General features: G+C 70.3%; 13 protein-coding genes. 8 read left to right on the top strand and 5 right to left on the bottom strand.

What is annotated here, in order from left to right; all coding sequences use genetic code 11:
• Positions 1 to 84 precede the first annotated feature (84 nt).
• From CLV68_RS12205 to CLV68_RS12185, 5 genes are all read right to left on the bottom strand, one after another.
• Positions 85 to 2,415, bottom strand: coding sequence for an ATP-binding protein (locus tag CLV68_RS12205; RefSeq protein WP_211346478.1), 2,331 nt, complete (start codon positions 2,413 to 2,415; stop codon positions 85 to 87).
• Positions 2,416 to 2,507: 92 nt separating this feature from the next.
• Entirely contained in the window at positions 2,508 to 3,116 is a 609-nt protein-coding gene (locus tag CLV68_RS12200) for a DUF6879 family protein (protein WP_121390454.1), read from the bottom strand.
• Complete coding sequence (locus tag CLV68_RS12195; RefSeq protein ID WP_121390453.1) at positions 3,109 to 3,384, bottom strand: hypothetical protein; 276 nt, start codon at positions 3,382 to 3,384, stop codon at positions 3,109 to 3,111. The genes CLV68_RS12200 and CLV68_RS12195 overlap by 8 nt, the downstream gene beginning before the upstream one ends.
• A 464-nt stretch (positions 3,385 to 3,848) precedes the next feature.
• Positions 3,849 to 5,303, bottom strand: coding sequence for an MFS transporter (locus CLV68_RS12190; protein WP_121390452.1), 1,455 nt, complete (start codon positions 5,301 to 5,303; stop codon positions 3,849 to 3,851).
• A gap of 61 nt (positions 5,304 to 5,364) precedes the next feature.
• The gene (locus CLV68_RS12185) at positions 5,365 to 5,835 is read right to left on the bottom strand and encodes a MarR family winged helix-turn-helix transcriptional regulator (RefSeq protein ID WP_170224240.1); all 471 of its coding nucleotides are present in this window, start codon (positions 5,833 to 5,835) and stop codon (positions 5,365 to 5,367) included.
• Positions 5,836 to 6,046: 211 nt separating this feature from the next.
• Here CLV68_RS12185 and CLV68_RS12180 point away from each other — a divergent pair, with 211 nt between their 5' ends.
• From CLV68_RS12180 to CLV68_RS12145, 8 genes are all read left to right on the top strand, one after another.
• Entirely contained in the window at positions 6,047 to 6,469 is a 423-nt protein-coding gene (locus tag CLV68_RS12180) for a VOC family protein (protein ID WP_121390450.1), read from the top strand.
• Positions 6,470 to 6,850: 381 nt separating this feature from the next.
• Positions 6,851 to 7,939: a SagB/ThcOx family dehydrogenase gene (locus CLV68_RS12175; protein WP_121390449.1), complete on the top strand. Its 1,089-nt coding sequence runs from the start codon at positions 6,851 to 6,853 to the stop codon at positions 7,937 to 7,939.
• Positions 7,940 to 7,971: 32 nt separating this feature from the next.
• Positions 7,972 to 9,180 (top strand): JmjC domain-containing protein, encoded by a 1,209-nt coding sequence (locus CLV68_RS12170; RefSeq protein WP_121390448.1) that lies wholly within the window; start codon positions 7,972 to 7,974, stop codon positions 9,178 to 9,180.
• Positions 9,177 to 9,917, top strand: a complete 741-nt coding sequence (locus CLV68_RS33825) for a class I SAM-dependent methyltransferase (protein WP_170224239.1) — start codon at positions 9,177 to 9,179, stop codon at positions 9,915 to 9,917. Before CLV68_RS12170 ends, CLV68_RS33825 begins: the two co-directional genes overlap by 4 nt.
• On the top strand, positions 9,914 to 11,143 hold the full coding sequence (locus CLV68_RS12160) for an MFS transporter (RefSeq protein ID WP_170224237.1): 1,230 nt from the start codon (positions 9,914 to 9,916) through the stop codon (positions 11,141 to 11,143). The genes CLV68_RS33825 and CLV68_RS12160 overlap by 4 nt, the downstream gene beginning before the upstream one ends.
• 218 nt (positions 11,144 to 11,361) lie before the next feature.
• Positions 11,362 to 12,117 carry an AfsR/SARP family transcriptional regulator gene (locus CLV68_RS12155; protein ID WP_121391138.1) on the top strand — a complete coding sequence of 252 codons (756 nt, stop codon included), beginning with the start codon at positions 11,362 to 11,364 and terminating at the stop codon, positions 12,115 to 12,117.
• A gap of 239 nt (positions 12,118 to 12,356) precedes the next feature.
• Positions 12,357 to 13,220: a 2-amino-3,7-dideoxy-D-threo-hept-6-ulosonate synthase gene (locus CLV68_RS12150; protein ID WP_246009775.1), complete on the top strand. Its 864-nt coding sequence runs from the start codon at positions 12,357 to 12,359 to the stop codon at positions 13,218 to 13,220.
• Positions 13,217 to 14,314, top strand: a complete 1,098-nt coding sequence (locus CLV68_RS12145; RefSeq protein ID WP_121390445.1) for a 3-dehydroquinate synthase II family protein — start codon at positions 13,217 to 13,219, stop codon at positions 14,312 to 14,314. Before CLV68_RS12150 ends, CLV68_RS12145 begins: the two co-directional genes overlap by 4 nt.
• Positions 14,315 to 14,338: the final 24 nt, after the last annotated feature.

The following is a 14,338-nucleotide window of genomic DNA, read 5'->3' as shown; positions in this document are numbered from 1 at the left end:
CCTCTGCTGGCTGGCTGTGCGCAGCTTACCGACCACGGGTCGCCAGATCCGGGGAGTTCGGCGCGAGCAGGGGACATCGGCGCTCTACCGCGGGTCGTGGATCTCTCGAAGCTTGGCTTCGACGGTGTCGCGCAATGCCCGTGCACGTGGGTCGTCGAACGCGCGGAGCAGTTCGTGGGCCGACCGCAGCTGGTCAAGGCTCTGGGCGGGGTTTCGGTCGGCGAGGGCCGTGGCGAGACTGTCGCGGGCGATGGCCTCGTACCAGGCGTGGCCGAGTTCGTGTTGGGTCTTGGCCGCGGTGCGGTGGAAATCGGCTGCCTCCTCGGTGCGGCCAAGGAGCTGGTAGATCACACCCGTGCCGTGCCACGCGCGTGCTTCACGGCCACGATCACCGAGGCGTCGGTGCAGTGCGGCTGAACGCTGGTACGCGGTCAGCGCGTCGTCGAACTGCCCGAGCGCGGTGTGCGCGTCGGCCACGGCCAGCAGCCAGTAGCCCTCGACCATGTGGTTGCGCAGGTCGAGTGCCAGGTCGACGGCCTCCTTCGCCAGGCGCAACGCGGTGGCGGCCGCGCCCTGGTCGAGGTGGATGGCGCTGAGCTGCCGCAACGCGTGGCCGATGTCGCGCGTGTTGCCGACGGCCCGGTTGAAGCGCAACGACTGCTCCATTCCCCTGCGGGCCTCGTCGAGTCGACCCGCCTCCAGGTGCACGCTCGCGATGTTCACGACGAGCAGGTTTTGCCAGTCAAGTGAACCGCCGCGATCGACGATCTCCTTTGCCTCCTGAAAACACCGTGCTGCCACGGCTAGTTTGCGCCATCGCATGTTCGCGACACCCAGGGCGTTCAGCGATTCCGCCAAGCCTTCCGGATCGTTCAACGTCCGGTACAGCTCCACCGACTTCCCGTGGTTCACCAGGCTCTCGTCGAGTTGGTTGAGTTCGACGTGGGCGTACCCGAGGGCTCGGTACAGGTCGGCCTCGCCCATCCGGTCGCCGGTGCGGCGCGCTGCCGCCACCCCCGCGAGACCGACGGCGGGCCAGGTCGTGGCAGGCGCCGAGGGTGCCCTGGCGTTCGCGGCCAGCAGCGCGAGCCGCCAGGCGTGGCCGTCCAGCCCGGCTTTGACGGCCGCGGCGACCAGCGCTGGAAGATTGGCGTCTTCCGCCTCGGCCCAGTCGGCGGCGCTGTCGTAATCGGCGAACAGTTGTGGGGTGATCTCACCGCCGTGATCCTCCAACGGCACGTGTCCGTACGCGGGCGTGAGGCGTTCACGGGCCGCGCCTGCTGTGTGCAGGTGCCAGTCGAGGACACGCACCAGCGCCTTCTCGCGACTTCCGGGTGTCTCGTCGACGTTGGCCTTGTCGAGGGCGTACGCGCGGAGCAGGTCGTGGACCTCGTAGCGGCCCGGGACTATCTGCTCGATCATGTGCGCGGCGACCAGGCTGTCCAGCAGTTGCCTGGTGCGGCGGACCGGGGTTTCCGACAACGCCGCTATCGAGTTGATGCTCAGGTCGTAGCTCGGGTGTACGCCCAGCAGCCGGAAGAGCCGCGCCGAATCGGCGGAGAGCGCGCGATAGGACCAGGAGAAGACCGGTTCAACCGATTCCTCCTCACCTTCGTCGCCGACGCTGAGCATGTCCCACAGCGACGACTCGCCGCGCAGCCCCTCGATGAGTTCGTCGATGGAGGTGTGCGGGTGGCTCACCGCCCGTTCCGCGGCGATGCGCAGGGCGAGTGGGAGCCGGGCGCAGAGGCGGGCGAGTTCGGCCACCTTGTGCGGCGGGTCCTCGGTGCGGTACCCGGCGGTGGTCTTGCGCAGCAGGGTGACGCTGTCGCGTTCGGTCAACGTGCCGATGGTGATTCGCCTGGCACCTTCGTGAATGGTGAGGCTGGACAACTGGTTGCGACTGGTGATCAAGGTGACGCAGTTCGCGCCACCTGGTATCAGTGGACGCACCTGGGCGACCGATGCGGCATTGTCGAGGACGATGAGAATCGCCCGATCCGCGACAAGAGATCGGTACGTCGCGGCCGCGGTGTCGGTATCCCCGGGTACCGCGGCGACCGGTACCCCCAGTTCGACCAGAAACCTGCTCAGGGCCACGAGGGCGTTGATCGGGATGCCCGGGTCGTATCCGCGCAGGTTGATGTACAACTGCCCATCCGGGAACCGGGGTGCCAACCGGTGGGCTTGCCGAATGGCGAGCGCGGTCTTGCCCACGCCCGCCATCCCGGTGATGACGTGGACAGCGCCCGCGTTGGGCCTGCCCAACTGCTCGGCGGCCAGTTTGTCCATCAGCCGCATCTCCTTGGCGCGGTTGATGAACGTCGAGATGTCCGCGGGGAGTTGCCGCGGGCGCCGCGCGACCGGGTGCTCGATCTCGGCTTTGGCGTGGTGGAAGTGGATCCCACCGCTCACCTCACCGGCTTGTACCACATCCCGCGAGCCCCCGGTGATCTCCGACCGGGTTTCCGGAGCCCCCTCGTCACGTCGCCCACTCACCCTGGAATCTACACATCCTTCAGCGTTCGAGCTGCGTAGTTGACGACGTCTTCGCCGGATTCGTACAGCCGCTCGACGAAGGTTTGCCAGTGCTCGATCTTGCGCTGATCGAAATAGCGCACGCCGCCGTCCAGAACGCCCGACGGGGTGTAGACGACTTCATAGAGAGTTTGGCCACCAAGGGTGACCACTTCAGGGAGGACGCCGTGGACCTCCAGATTCCTGATCACCTCGGCAGGGACGACCCGTATCTTGTTCCCACATTCGGCCTGCGCCCGCAGTAGGAGGATCTCCCATTGAAGGTAGGACGTCAGCGGCTCTTCCACTACGCGAACCCGGTAGAAAGTCGTACCGTTCGCGTTATCCTGAGTGACCCAATTCGCGAACTCGGCCCGGCCCGCGTCGATAGCTCGACGAGCGGCCCTCCGATCACCCCGGCGGAACTCGTCGCTACCCAGGTGGTGTTCCTCGAAATACTGCCTTCGCTCGAACTTCCACGAGTCACCGCCCCGGATGGCGCGCTGTCGCTCCGCGAAATCGGCGCGGTACTGCGCCAGAGCCAGCCGTTCGCCTGACCCCGGGTCCAGCGCGAGGGAAGCTCGTTCGAGTTCAAGCATCAGCGATGTCCGGCTTCGCGGAACTGAGCAGGTTGCCCGGGATGATAACGAGCCGCTCGTCGTCCGCTATTCGCACATTGTCGGGAAGGTAGGACCGATAGACATCGGTCAGGTCTCGTCCGATGACCGCGACATCGCCGTTGTCCATCGCCCAGATCTCCGGACAACCATCACGAACGCCGCTCTGCGGCGGGTCCAGCAAGGCTGCCGGTTTGCCCAGGCGCCGGGCGAATCCGGCTGACGGATCTGCTTCCCAGATGCGGTTCATGATTTTCCCTCACGCCGACGACGAAGCCCGTACACAGTATCGCCGCGGACGGGGTGAGCTCAATCACCCGGTCGAGGCCGAACACATGACAGATTGACGACACTGGTACAAGGTGCGCGCCGGGTCAGCAGACCGGGGAGGAGCGCGGTGAACGAGAGGGGAAAGTGGCAGGTGGGGGCGGTGTGCTTGCTGTTCGACGTACACATGGACTCGGCGGCCGGGCGACCCATTTCGGCATGAACGCTTGTTGCCAGCACCTCCCCGCTGGGGCTGCTGCGGCGTCGTCGATGAGGCCAACTCGCAACTCCGCATTGACAACACCACTCAAACGGGTAGGCAAACAAGCCGGTGGCCCGAACGACGGCACTTGTTTCGCGGTGTACCGGTGGTGGGGAACACGATACTGAGCCCGGCCGAGGGGCAGTGGCAGGCGGCCTGCTTCGAGGCGGCTCAGTGGGGTCCGGTCACCGATGGAGGCTGACCTCTCCCGCTGTGGTCGGTGTGTCCACGTCGGCCGCTGGGTCGTCGGGGCGGGCTCGGTGGGGGAATAGGGGGGAGATGAGGAGGAATAGGGCGATGATGACCGCTTGGATGATGAGGGCGTTGCGGAAGCTGGGGGTGGCTTCACCGGCGAAGAAGACGGTGCTGAAGATGGCTACGCCTACTGAGCCGCCGATGGACTGAACTGCGGTGAGGACTCCGGAGGCGGAGCCGACCTCGTTGTCGGCGACAGCGCCGAGGACGGTGTTGAAGACGGCGGCGATGACGATTCCGGCGCCGATGCCGGTGACCACGCTGCCGGGGACGATGTGCCAGATGGTGAAGTCGGTCGTGTCGGCCAGGGCGAGCCATAGCCAGGCGATGCCTGCGAACTGGACCACGGCACCGGCTTGCAGCACCGCGCGTCCGAGTCTCGCGGCGAGCAGTCCGCCGCTGATGCCACCGCCGACTGCCGTGCCGAGGGCGACGGGGAGGTTGCCCAGTCCGGCTTGTCCCGCGGTGAAGCCCTGGCCGATCTGCAGGAAGAACGTCAGCACCAACTGGGTGCCGATCAGGCCGCCGAAGAACAGCGCGACCGCGACCAGTCCGACGGTGAACGCGGACTTGCCGAACAGGCTCGGCGTGACCAGTGGGGCGCGGTCGAGGCGCACCACGCGGCGCTGCCACAGTGCGAACGCCACGTAGCCGAGTGCCGCCGCGGTGAGGGACAGCCATGTCCACAGTGGCCACCCCGCGGATTGCCCTTCGTTGAGCGGAAAGACAAGCAGCGCGGACGCGGCGGCGACGAGGACGGCGCCCACGATGTCCACTCGCAACGTCCTGGTCTGCTCCGCACGGGGCACCAGCCGCCACGACAGAGCGAGCGCGGCGATGCCGACCGGGACGTTGACCAGGAACACCAGCCGCCAGCCGAGGCCGAACAGGTCCCAGTCGACGAGCGCGCCGCCCAGCACCGGGCCCAGCACGCCACCGAGCCCGAGGACGGGGCCGAACACGGCGAGGGCCTTGGTCAGTTCGCGCGGGGTGAGGTTGTCGCGCAGGATGCCCAGCCCCTGGGGCAGCATCATCGCCCCGGCCACGCCCTGGACCAACCGGAAGGTGATCAGCAGACCGATGTTCGGCGCGATCGCGCACAGCAGCGACGCGGCGATGAAGCCGATCAGTCCGATGAGGAACATCGGGCGGCGGCCGTAGCGGTCACCCAGGCGCCCGCCGAGAACCAGGCCCGCACCGAGCGTCAACGCGTAGCCGCCGATCACCCATTGCAGGCCCACCGGGCTCGCCCCCAGGGACCGTTCCAGCGCGGGACCGGCCACGTTGACGATCGTGGAGTCCAGCAGGTCCATCAGCTCGACGACCAGCACCGTGGCCAGCAGCCACCACATCGATCGCGCCGTCTTCTTCTCTTGCACAGCCATGTCTTCTTCTCCGACCTGAGGTGATCAGCGCCCGCCCGAGGGCGGGGTCGTCGAGACGGGGTCAGCCCCGGGGCAGGGAGTCGGCGGTGTCGGTGTAGATCCGCACGACCTCGTTCAGGAAGTTCGCCACCACGTCCCGGTCGCCGGGGCTCAGCGCCTCGACCAGACCCTCCACACCGCGCAGCAACGGGTCGAGGTGGTCGAAGAGCCGGGTCACCGACTCCTGGACCGGCTCGACCAGCACCTTGCGGCGGTCGGTGGCGTGCGGGCGGCGGACGACGTGCCCGGCCTTCTCCAGCCGGTCCACGATGTGCGTGCTCGCCGCCGTGGAGACCCGCAGCCGGTCGGCGATGTCCTTCGCGGTCAACGGGCCCTCGCCGGCCAGGTGCTCCATCGCGGACAGGCCCGTGCCGTTGACACCCAGGACCCCGCCCAACCCCTTCTCGATCACCCGCGTCAGCGCGCCCACCTCTTGCAGGCGCTCCATGACCGGGTTGCCCACGCCGGGCGCGGTGCTTGCTGGGGGTGTCATGTCATCAGCTTACTAGCTAAGTCACTAACTAGATTAGTTATCTTGTGTGAGAGACGTCACCTCACCGCCGGGCAGGCCGTCCGCGACGCCGCGGACGCGGTGTTGCCCGCGCCTGCCTGCCAACGAGGTCAACGAGGACACTGGCCGCCGGGATGACTGCTGAATGGAGATGACCGTGGGCGACACCTCTGGGCGTGGTGGGATTCGGCGGATGGACAACATCGCCATCGTTGTCGACGATCTGGCCGCCGCGAAGGCGTTCTTCGTCGAGTTGGGGTTGGAACTCGAGGGCGAGGCGACGGTCGAGGGTGCCGCGGTGGATCGGTTGGTCGGGCTGGCGGGGGTTCGGTCGGACATCGCGATGATGCGGATGCCGGATGGGCACGGGCGGATCGAGTTGACCAAGTACCACTCGCCGTCGGTGCGGGTCGGGGACTCGTGGGCTCCGGCGAACGTGTTGGGCGCGCACCGCGTCATGTTCGCCGTCGAGGACATCGAGGACGTCGTCGAGCGGTTGCGGCCGCACGGGGCGGAGCTGCTCGGTGAGCTGGTGGAGTACGAGAACAGCTACCGCCTCTGCTACCTGCGCGGTCCTGCGGGCATCCTCGTCGCGCTGGCCGAGGCGACCGGGTGAGCGGCGCGCGGTGGGAAAAGGGTCCGGCAGATTGGGGTTGACCAATTGGTCGGGGATTCGAGTTCTGCTAAGGCACGTGGCCGGGAAACGCAGGTCAGCGGCGCCGACTAAAGGAATGCGCAAGGGCGCGCGGTGATCGCTTTACAGGTGTGCGGGGCGGTGTTGTGATGGCTGTGTTCGCACGAACAGTGACGCTGACTGAGGGGAGGGTCACCAATGTACGACATCGAGATCGTCGAGGACGCGGCCACGCTGCTCCACCACCCCGGCACCTGAGTCGGGTAGTCGAGGGCCGGTCGCGGGGCGTATGTGGCGCCCCGCGGCCGGATCTCCATTTTACGATCCGTGCGGCGCGATCGCCGAAGACCCGAGGAGTTCGCGGTGAAGGTTCGGCGCCTGGAGGGGTTGGTGTGCCGGTGGCAGCCGGAGGGGTTGCAGGTGGGGTTGCCGGACCGGCACCAGTGGGTGCGGGTGCCGCCCGCGCTGTTCGGGCTGCTCGACCGGGCCGGGGAGTGGACCGACCTCGACGCGCTCACCGACGGGCTCGGGCCGGACACCGCCGCGCAGGCCGACGCCGCGCTGCGCAAGATGGTCGACCTCGGGATCCTGGTCACCGAGGAGATCGAGACCCCGGTGTTGTGGCGGTATTGGGGTGCGGTGGCGCGCCGGTTCCACACCGACGCGCGGGACGCGAACTACCTGGTCGACTCCCCTGAGCGCGACGCCGAGGCCAGTGCGATCGCGGCTGATGGCGCGCCGCCGCCGGTGTTCAAGGATTACCCCGGCGCGAGGGTGGTGATGTTGCCCAGGGCGCCGTTGCCGTTGCGCGAGCCGGTCGAGTCCGTCCTCACCTCCCGGCGCACGCACCGCCGCTTCAGCGCGGACCCGGTGAGCCTCGACCAGCTCGGCACCGTGCTGTTCTATGCTTTCGCTCCCCAGCGGTTCCTCGACGGTGGTGTGTTCGGCCCGCAGCAGGCCAGGGTGAGCGCGTCGGCGGGTGGCAGGCACGAGGTCGAGGCGTATCTGGCGGTCTACGCCGTGGAGGGTGTCGCGCCGGGGCTCTATCACTACTCGCCCAGGTTGCACGCGTTGGAGTTGCTGCGTACCGACGCCACCCGGGAGCGGGTCGCCGAGTTGAGCTACCACCAGGAAGCCTCCTATCAGGGTGCGTTCACCGTGTTCACCACCGCGGTCGCGGGCAGGCTGGCGTGGAAGTACCGGCACCCCAGGGCGTACCGGCTGTGGATGTACGACGCGGGCCACTACGGCCAGACCTTCGCGCTGGTCTGCACCGCGCTGGGGCTCGGCCCGTTCCAGACCGTCGCGTTCCCCGACACCGAGGTCGAGCGCTACCTCGGTGTCGACGGTGAGCAGGAGTTCGCGGTGTACCTGCTCGGCGCGGGTGTCCCGGAGCGGGCCGACCTGGCGCTGCCGGTGGACTTCGCCTTCCCCGGCCCGGCAGCGGTCTGAAGCCGACCCGATCCACGACCCCGGGAGCACCCATGGCGCTGGCGCGCTGCACCACTCTGTCCACAATGGCCTTCCGCGCCGGTGTCCAGCACCGGCGGCACCTGCACACCACCGCGGCCGAGCTCCCCGGCGGTTTCGGTGACCTGTTCTCCGCCGCGGTGCTGGAGAACCTGCTCGCCGACGGCGGTCTGCGCACCACCTCGGCGCGGTTGGTCCGCGCGGGCAAGGAGTCCGCGCTCATCGACGCCGGGCACGCCGACCCCGGTGACCGGCCCGGCTCGGCGCCGTTCCTGAGCACCGAGGCGGTCCGCGCCGGTCTGGCGTCCGGGCACACGCTGGTGTTGCGCGCGTTGCACCGCTACCACCCGCCGCTGCGCCGGTTCACCCAGGCGCTCTCGGCGGACGTCGGGCACCCGGTGCGGGTCAACGCGTTCGTCACCCCGCCGCACTCGCAGGGCGTCGACCTGCACTTCGACGTCCAGGACGTGATCGTGCTGCAGATCGCGGGCGAGAAGCACTGGGAGCTGCGCGCCCAACCGCTGGCGCACCCGCTGCCCAGCCAGGCGTGGTTCGACGTGTCGGCGAGCAGGCGCGCGGAGTTGGCGGCCGCGTCGACGCCGCTCGACGAGCTGACCCTGCGCCCCGGCGACACGCTGTACTTCCCGCGCGGCACCATGCACTCCCCGCGCACCACCGACGAGCTGTCCATCCACCTGACCTTCGCCATCCCGCAGATCACCCGGCACGACCTGCTGACCGAGCTGGTCGCGGTGGCGGGCCCCGGCGACGAGTGGTTGCGCGAGAGCGTGTCGCTGGCGGAGTTGGAGGACGACGACCAGGTGGCGCGGGCGGCGTTGCGCGACCTGGCGCAGCGGCTGGCCGCGGCGGCGGAGTCGGCGAACCCGGCGGACCTGCTGTGGGCCATCCGGTCCCGGGCGTTCGCGGAGATGCCCGCCGAGCCGGTCCCGGTGCTGCCGCCCGCCACGCCACCGCAGGCGCTGCGCGTGCGGGAGGGCGTGCGGTTCCGGGTCGTCGACGACGGGGACTCCCTGGCGCTGCACGGTTCCGGCAAGCGCGTGCGGCTGCCGGTCGAGGTGCGCGGCGCGCTGGACGAGCTGCGCGACACCGGCACGCTCGACCGCGGCCGCTGGGACGAGGAGCTGACACCGCCCGGCGCGGAGCAGCTCGTGCGGGTGCTGACCGACATCGGCCTGCTCACCACCGGGCCGGTGGCGCGGTGACCGGGTCGGCGGCGTACGGCGAGCACTGGGCCGAGGTCTACGACGAGTGGTTCGGCCGACTCGACGACACCGAGTACGCGGTGGCGGTGCTCGCCGAGCTCGCCGACGGCCGGGAGGCGCTGGAGATCGGCCCCGGCACCGGCAGGCTGACCCTTCCGCTGGCGCGCACCGGGATCGAGGTGACCGCCGTCGAAGCCTCGCCGAGCATGGCCCGCAAGCTGCGCGATAAGGTGGTCGACGAACCGATCCGGGTGGTCGACGGGGACGCGGCGGTCATCCAGCTCGCCGAACTGGGCCCCGCGGTCGGTTTCGGGCTCGTCTACCTCAGCTGCAACACCCTGTTCCAACTGTGCACCCAGGAGTCCCAAGTGGACTGTATCGCGCGCGCGGCCGAGGCGCTGCGCCCCGACGGCGTCCTCGTCGTCGAGGCGTCGGTCCCCGATGTCGCGCTGCTGCACTCGGGCAGCAAGCACGGCGTGCGCCAGGTCGGCGCCGACCGGGTGGCCATCACCCAGATCCGCGTGGACGTCGCCACCCAGCGGCAGGTGACCACCACGGTCGTGCTCGACGGCGGGCCGCCCACGGTGCTGCCGGTCGTGGAGCGCTACATCTCCCCCGCCGAACTGGACCTGATGGCCCGGCTCGGCGGCCTGGGGCTCGGCGAACGCTGGTCGGGCTGGGAAGGCCGCCCGTTCGACTCGCGCAGCACCGGGCACGTCTCGGTGTACTCGCGGTGAGCGGGTTGCGCGCGCACCCGCGGTTCCTGCGGGTGTGGCTGGGTCAGGCGTGCGGCGCGGTGGGCGACCAACTGCTGCCGGTCGCGGTCAGCCTCTACGTGATCAGCCGGGGTGGCGGGGTGGCCGAGGTGAGCCTCGTGCTCGGTGCCCGCGCCGTCGCCCTGGTGCTGTGCCTGCTGGTGGGCGGCGTGCTCGCCGACCGGGTGCGCCGCAGCCGGGTCCTGCTCGGCGCGGACTGGTTCCGCGGCGCGTTGCTGCTGGCGACCGCGGTGGCACTGCCCTCGCTGCCGTTGCTGGTCATGCCCGTGGTGGTGGCGCTGGTGGCCGCGGGCGAGGCGTTGTCGCGCCCGGCTTTCCGCTCGATGGTGCCCACGCTGCTGCCCGGCGACATGCTCGAACGCGGCAACGCCCTGGTGTCGGCGGCGCAACGCAGTGCCGCGGTGCTCGGTGCGTTGGCGGGCGCGGCCGTGGTCAGCTTCGTCGGCCCCCGCGCCGCGTTGTTCGCCGCGGGCGCCGTGTTCGCCATCAGCGGCCTGACCGTGCTCCGCCTCGACGACACCGCTCCCGCCGCGCTGGGGCGCTCGGTGCTCGCCGACGCGGCGGCCGGGGTGCGGGCCATGCGGGAGCGGCCCTGGGTGCTGGCCGTCATGTCCACCGCCAGCGTGCACCTGATGACCGGGACCGCGGCGGCGCTGACGCTGCTGCCCCTGATCGCGCACGACCGGCTCGGCGGCGACCTCGCCTACGGCGCGGTTCTGGCGGCGATGGCGATCGGCGCGCTGCCCGGGCTGGCGCTGGCGGGCCGGTGGCGGCCCAGGGCCAAGGGTGTGGCGTCGATGTGCGTGCTGTCCGGCTACGCGCTGGTGCCGTTGAGCCTCGCGGTCCCCTTGCCGCTGCCCGTGGTGATGGCGTGTTTCGCGATCGGCGGTTTCGCCGTCGAGTTCTTCTTCGTCTACTGGCTCTCGGCGTTGCAGCGCGGTATTCCCGGTGAGGTGCTGGGCAAGGTCCTCGCCCTCGACCAACTCGGCGCGTTCGCCCTGCTGCCGGTGGGGTACCTGCTCGTCGGTCCGGTCGTCGGCGCGGTCGGCACCGGCCCGACGCTGGTCGGCGCGGCCGTCGTCGTCGCGGCCACCAGCGCGCTGTGCCTCGTCGTACCGGGGGTGGCGCGCTTCGCCGATCCGGACACCGGTGTCGACGAGGTCGCCGCGGCGGGTAGCCGGGGCTGATCGGCGGGGGTCCACGACCAGCGGAATCACCCTGATGGCGCACCGGTGCACTGCTACGATGGGATTTCACAACGCGATCGCAGCAGTGCGGAACAATGGCCCCTCCCGATTCCCGGTCCGCTTTGTCCGAGCACGCGGGGACCGTTTCCGGGTGCCGGATCGCGGCGGGGTCGACGCCAGTGGGGGAATGGATGCGATTCGGGGTCCTTGGTGCGCTGATGGCCACCGACGGCGTCGCGTGCGCGGTGCCGAGCGCGCCGAAGTCGCGGCAGCTGCTGGCGCTGCTGATGATCGACGCCGGGGAGTTCGTCCCGGTGGACCGCTGCATCGCCGAGCTGTGGTCGGCCGACCCGCCCAAGACCGTGATGTCGACCCTGCAGACCTACGTGTTCCAGATCCGCAGGCTGCTGCGCGCGCTGTCCGGCGCCGACCGAGGTGAGCTGCTGGTGACCCGCAAGCAGGGCTACCAACTGCTGCTGGCCGAGGACGACTTCGACGCGCACCTGTTCGCCGCGGCGGTGCTGGCCGGCCGCGACGCGGTGCGCGCGGGCGACGACCTGCGCGGTTCCGCCGAGTTCGAGCGGGCGCTGCGGCTGTGGCGCGGTCCGGTGCTGGCCGATGTCGCGCCGAGCCCGTCGATCACCGCGTTCCAGGTGGAGCTGACCGAGCACCGGCGCGGCGTGCTGGAGCAGCGCATCGAGGCCGACCTGCGGCTGGGCAGGCACGCGGAGCTGGTCGGCGAGCTGCGCGCGCTCGTCGAGGCGCACCCGACGCACGAGAACACCCACGCCCAGCTCATGGTGGCCCTGCACCGGTGCGGGCGGACCGCGGAGTCGCTGCGGGTCTACGAGCGGCTCGGCGCCCTGCTCGGCGACCAGCTCGGCATGCTGCCCAGCCCGCGCTTGCAGCGGCTGTGCGAGGCCGTCCGCACCGCCGACGCCGTGCTCGCGCCGCCCGTGCTCAGCACCGGCTGACGTTTTCTCGACCGCCGAGGAGCCGCTCTCCCGGTTCTCGGCGGGCAATTCACCCCGACCGCCGTCGATTCCCGGCATCGAAAGCGAAAGTGGACCAGCACCGGTGGTCCGCTGTGGGCTGCCCGCGGCACCACCCGCATTCCACCGGAACCCGCTGTCGCTCGGTTCTTTAGCGGGGAATGCGACGGTGAAATCGAGGCAAGCACGACTTCCGACAGATGCCGAGGGGGAGGTGCGCCGTGCCGGTGCAACTCACGGGGAAGCTGTTGCGGTTGGCCAGGTTGTCCCGCCGCGCCGACAACAGGTTCCTGATCGTGCCGCTCGACCACACCATCACCGACGGCCCGATCGGCACCGCCGACGGGTTCGGGCGGCTGGTCGGCGACATCGCGGCGGGCGGGGCGGACGCGATCGTGGTCCACAAGGGCCGGGCCAGGACGCTGCCCGCCGCCGTGCTCGCGGACTGCGGGCTGATCGTCCACCTGAGCGCGAGCACGGCGCACGGCCCGGACTCCGACGCCAAGGTCGTGGTGGGCACGGTGGCCGACGCGGTGCGGCTGGGCGCGGACGCGGTGAGCGTGCACGTCAACATCGGCTCGGCGACCGAGTCCAGGCAACTGGCGGACGCGGGCGCGGTGGCCGACGAGTGCGAGCGCTGGGGGGTGCCGCTGCTGGCGATGATGTACCCGCGCGGGCCGCGCATCAGCAGCCAGTTCGACCCGGACCTGCTGGCGCACGTGGCCACCGTGGCCGCCGACCTGGGGGCGGACCTGGTGAAGCTCCCGCTGGCCGCGCCCGCGGCGGCGATGGCCGACGTGGTGGCCGCCTCCCCGTTGCCGGTGGTGGTGGCCGGTGGCGTGCTGACCGACCTGAGCGGGCCGGAGTTGGCGACCACGGCGCTGGCCGCGGGCTGCCACGGCCTCGCCGTCGGCCGCAGGGTGTTCACCAGCGCGTCGCCGCGCCAGACCGTGCGGGAGATCGCCGCTGTCATCCACGGCGGCAACCCGGATAGCTCCACTGTGGACAGTGTGGCGCTCGAACTGCCGGTACCCAAGGGGAACAACCCCCGAATCGATGACGACCGAATGGTAGGTGCGCGGTGAAACACGCCTGGATCGACATCCGTTCCGTCGCCGAGCAGCAGCGTGAGGCGGTGCTCGACGCGGCGATCCACGCCAGGGTCGACGCCATCGTCGGCGACGACCCCGCGCTGCTGGCCACGCTGCCCAACACGGTGCGCCGGGTGCTCGCGCCGCGGCCGGGCCACGACGCCGCGGCCACCGGTGACCTCGTGGAGTTGCGCGAGGTCGCCACCGAGGAGGACCTGACCGCGGTGCGCGGCGTGCGGGGCTCGGTCGGGGCGTTCGTCAACGTCGTCGACGACCCGACGCTCACCCTGGCCTGCGCGGCCGCGGTGGCGCTGCCCTACACCGTGGTGCGGTTCAAGGACCCGACCAAGATCCCGCTGGAGATCGTGATCGCCGCCGCCGACCCGGCGCCGGGGATGCTGATCTGCCACGCCGAGGACGTCGACGACGCGCGGATCATCGTGGACGTGCTGGAGAAGGGCTCCGACGGCGTGCTGCTCGCGCCGCGCACCGCGAACGACGTGTTCGCCCTGGTCCGGTTGCTGGCCGAGGAGAGCGCCCCGCTGGTGCTCGACTCGCTCACCATCGAGTCCATCGAGCACCGCGGCCTCGGCGACCGGGTGTGCGTCGACACCTGCTCGCAGTTCGAGGAGGACGAGGGCATGCTGATCGGCTCGTACGCGCACGGGTTCATCCTGTGCTGCAGCGAGACCCACCCGCTGCCGTACATGCCGACCAGGCCGTTCCGGATCAACGCGGGCGCGCTGCACTCCTACGTGCTCGGGCAGGACAACCGCACCAACTACCTCTCGGAGCTCAAGTCCGGCAGCGAGGTGCTCGGTGTCGGCGCCGACGGGCGCACCAGGCGGATCGTGGTGGGGCGGACCAAGTTGGAGTCCCGCCCGCTGCTGAGCATCACCGCGGTCGGCCCCGACGGCAGCCGGATCAACCTGATCGTGCAGGACGACTGGCACGTGCGGGTGCTCGGCCCGGGTGCCAAGGTCCTCAACGTCACCGAACTCAAGCCAGGTGACCAGGTGCTGGGCTACCTGGCCACCGACAAGCGGCACGTCGGCTGGCCGGTCGGCGAGTTCTGCGTGGAGAAGTGACCGCACCGGTCCGCCGGTGACCGC

The sequence above is a fragment of the Actinokineospora cianjurensis genome, from assembly GCF_003663795.1.
GTDB lineage: Bacteria > Actinomycetota > Actinomycetes > Mycobacteriales > Pseudonocardiaceae > Actinokineospora > Actinokineospora terrae.
This window is presented reverse-complemented; position numbering and strand designations above follow the sequence as displayed.

What these genes read in the sequence shown, in the direction of transcription:
- CLV68_RS12200 (WP_121390454.1), bottom strand. Translation starts at nt 3,116, where the DNA reads ATGCTTGAACTCGAACGAGCTTCCCTCGCGCTGGACCCGGGGTCAGGC.
- CLV68_RS12195 (WP_121390453.1), bottom strand. Translation starts at nt 3,384, where the DNA reads ATGAACCGCATCTGGGAAGCAGATCCGTCAGCCGGATTCGCCCGGCGC.
- CLV68_RS12190 (WP_121390452.1), bottom strand. Translation starts at nt 5,303, where the DNA reads ATGGCTGTGCAAGAGAAGAAGACGGCGCGATCGATGTGGTGGCTGCTG.
- CLV68_RS12185 (WP_170224240.1), bottom strand. Translation starts at nt 5,835, where the DNA reads ATGACACCCCCAGCAAGCACCGCGCCCGGCGTGGGCAACCCGGTCATG.
- CLV68_RS12180 (WP_121390450.1), top strand. Translation starts at nt 6,047, where the DNA reads ATGGACAACATCGCCATCGTTGTCGACGATCTGGCCGCCGCGAAGGCG.
- CLV68_RS12170 (WP_121390448.1), top strand. Translation starts at nt 7,972, where the DNA reads ATGGCGCTGGCGCGCTGCACCACTCTGTCCACAATGGCCTTCCGCGCC.
- CLV68_RS12155 (WP_121391138.1), top strand. Translation starts at nt 11,362, where the DNA reads ATGGCCACCGACGGCGTCGCGTGCGCGGTGCCGAGCGCGCCGAAGTCG.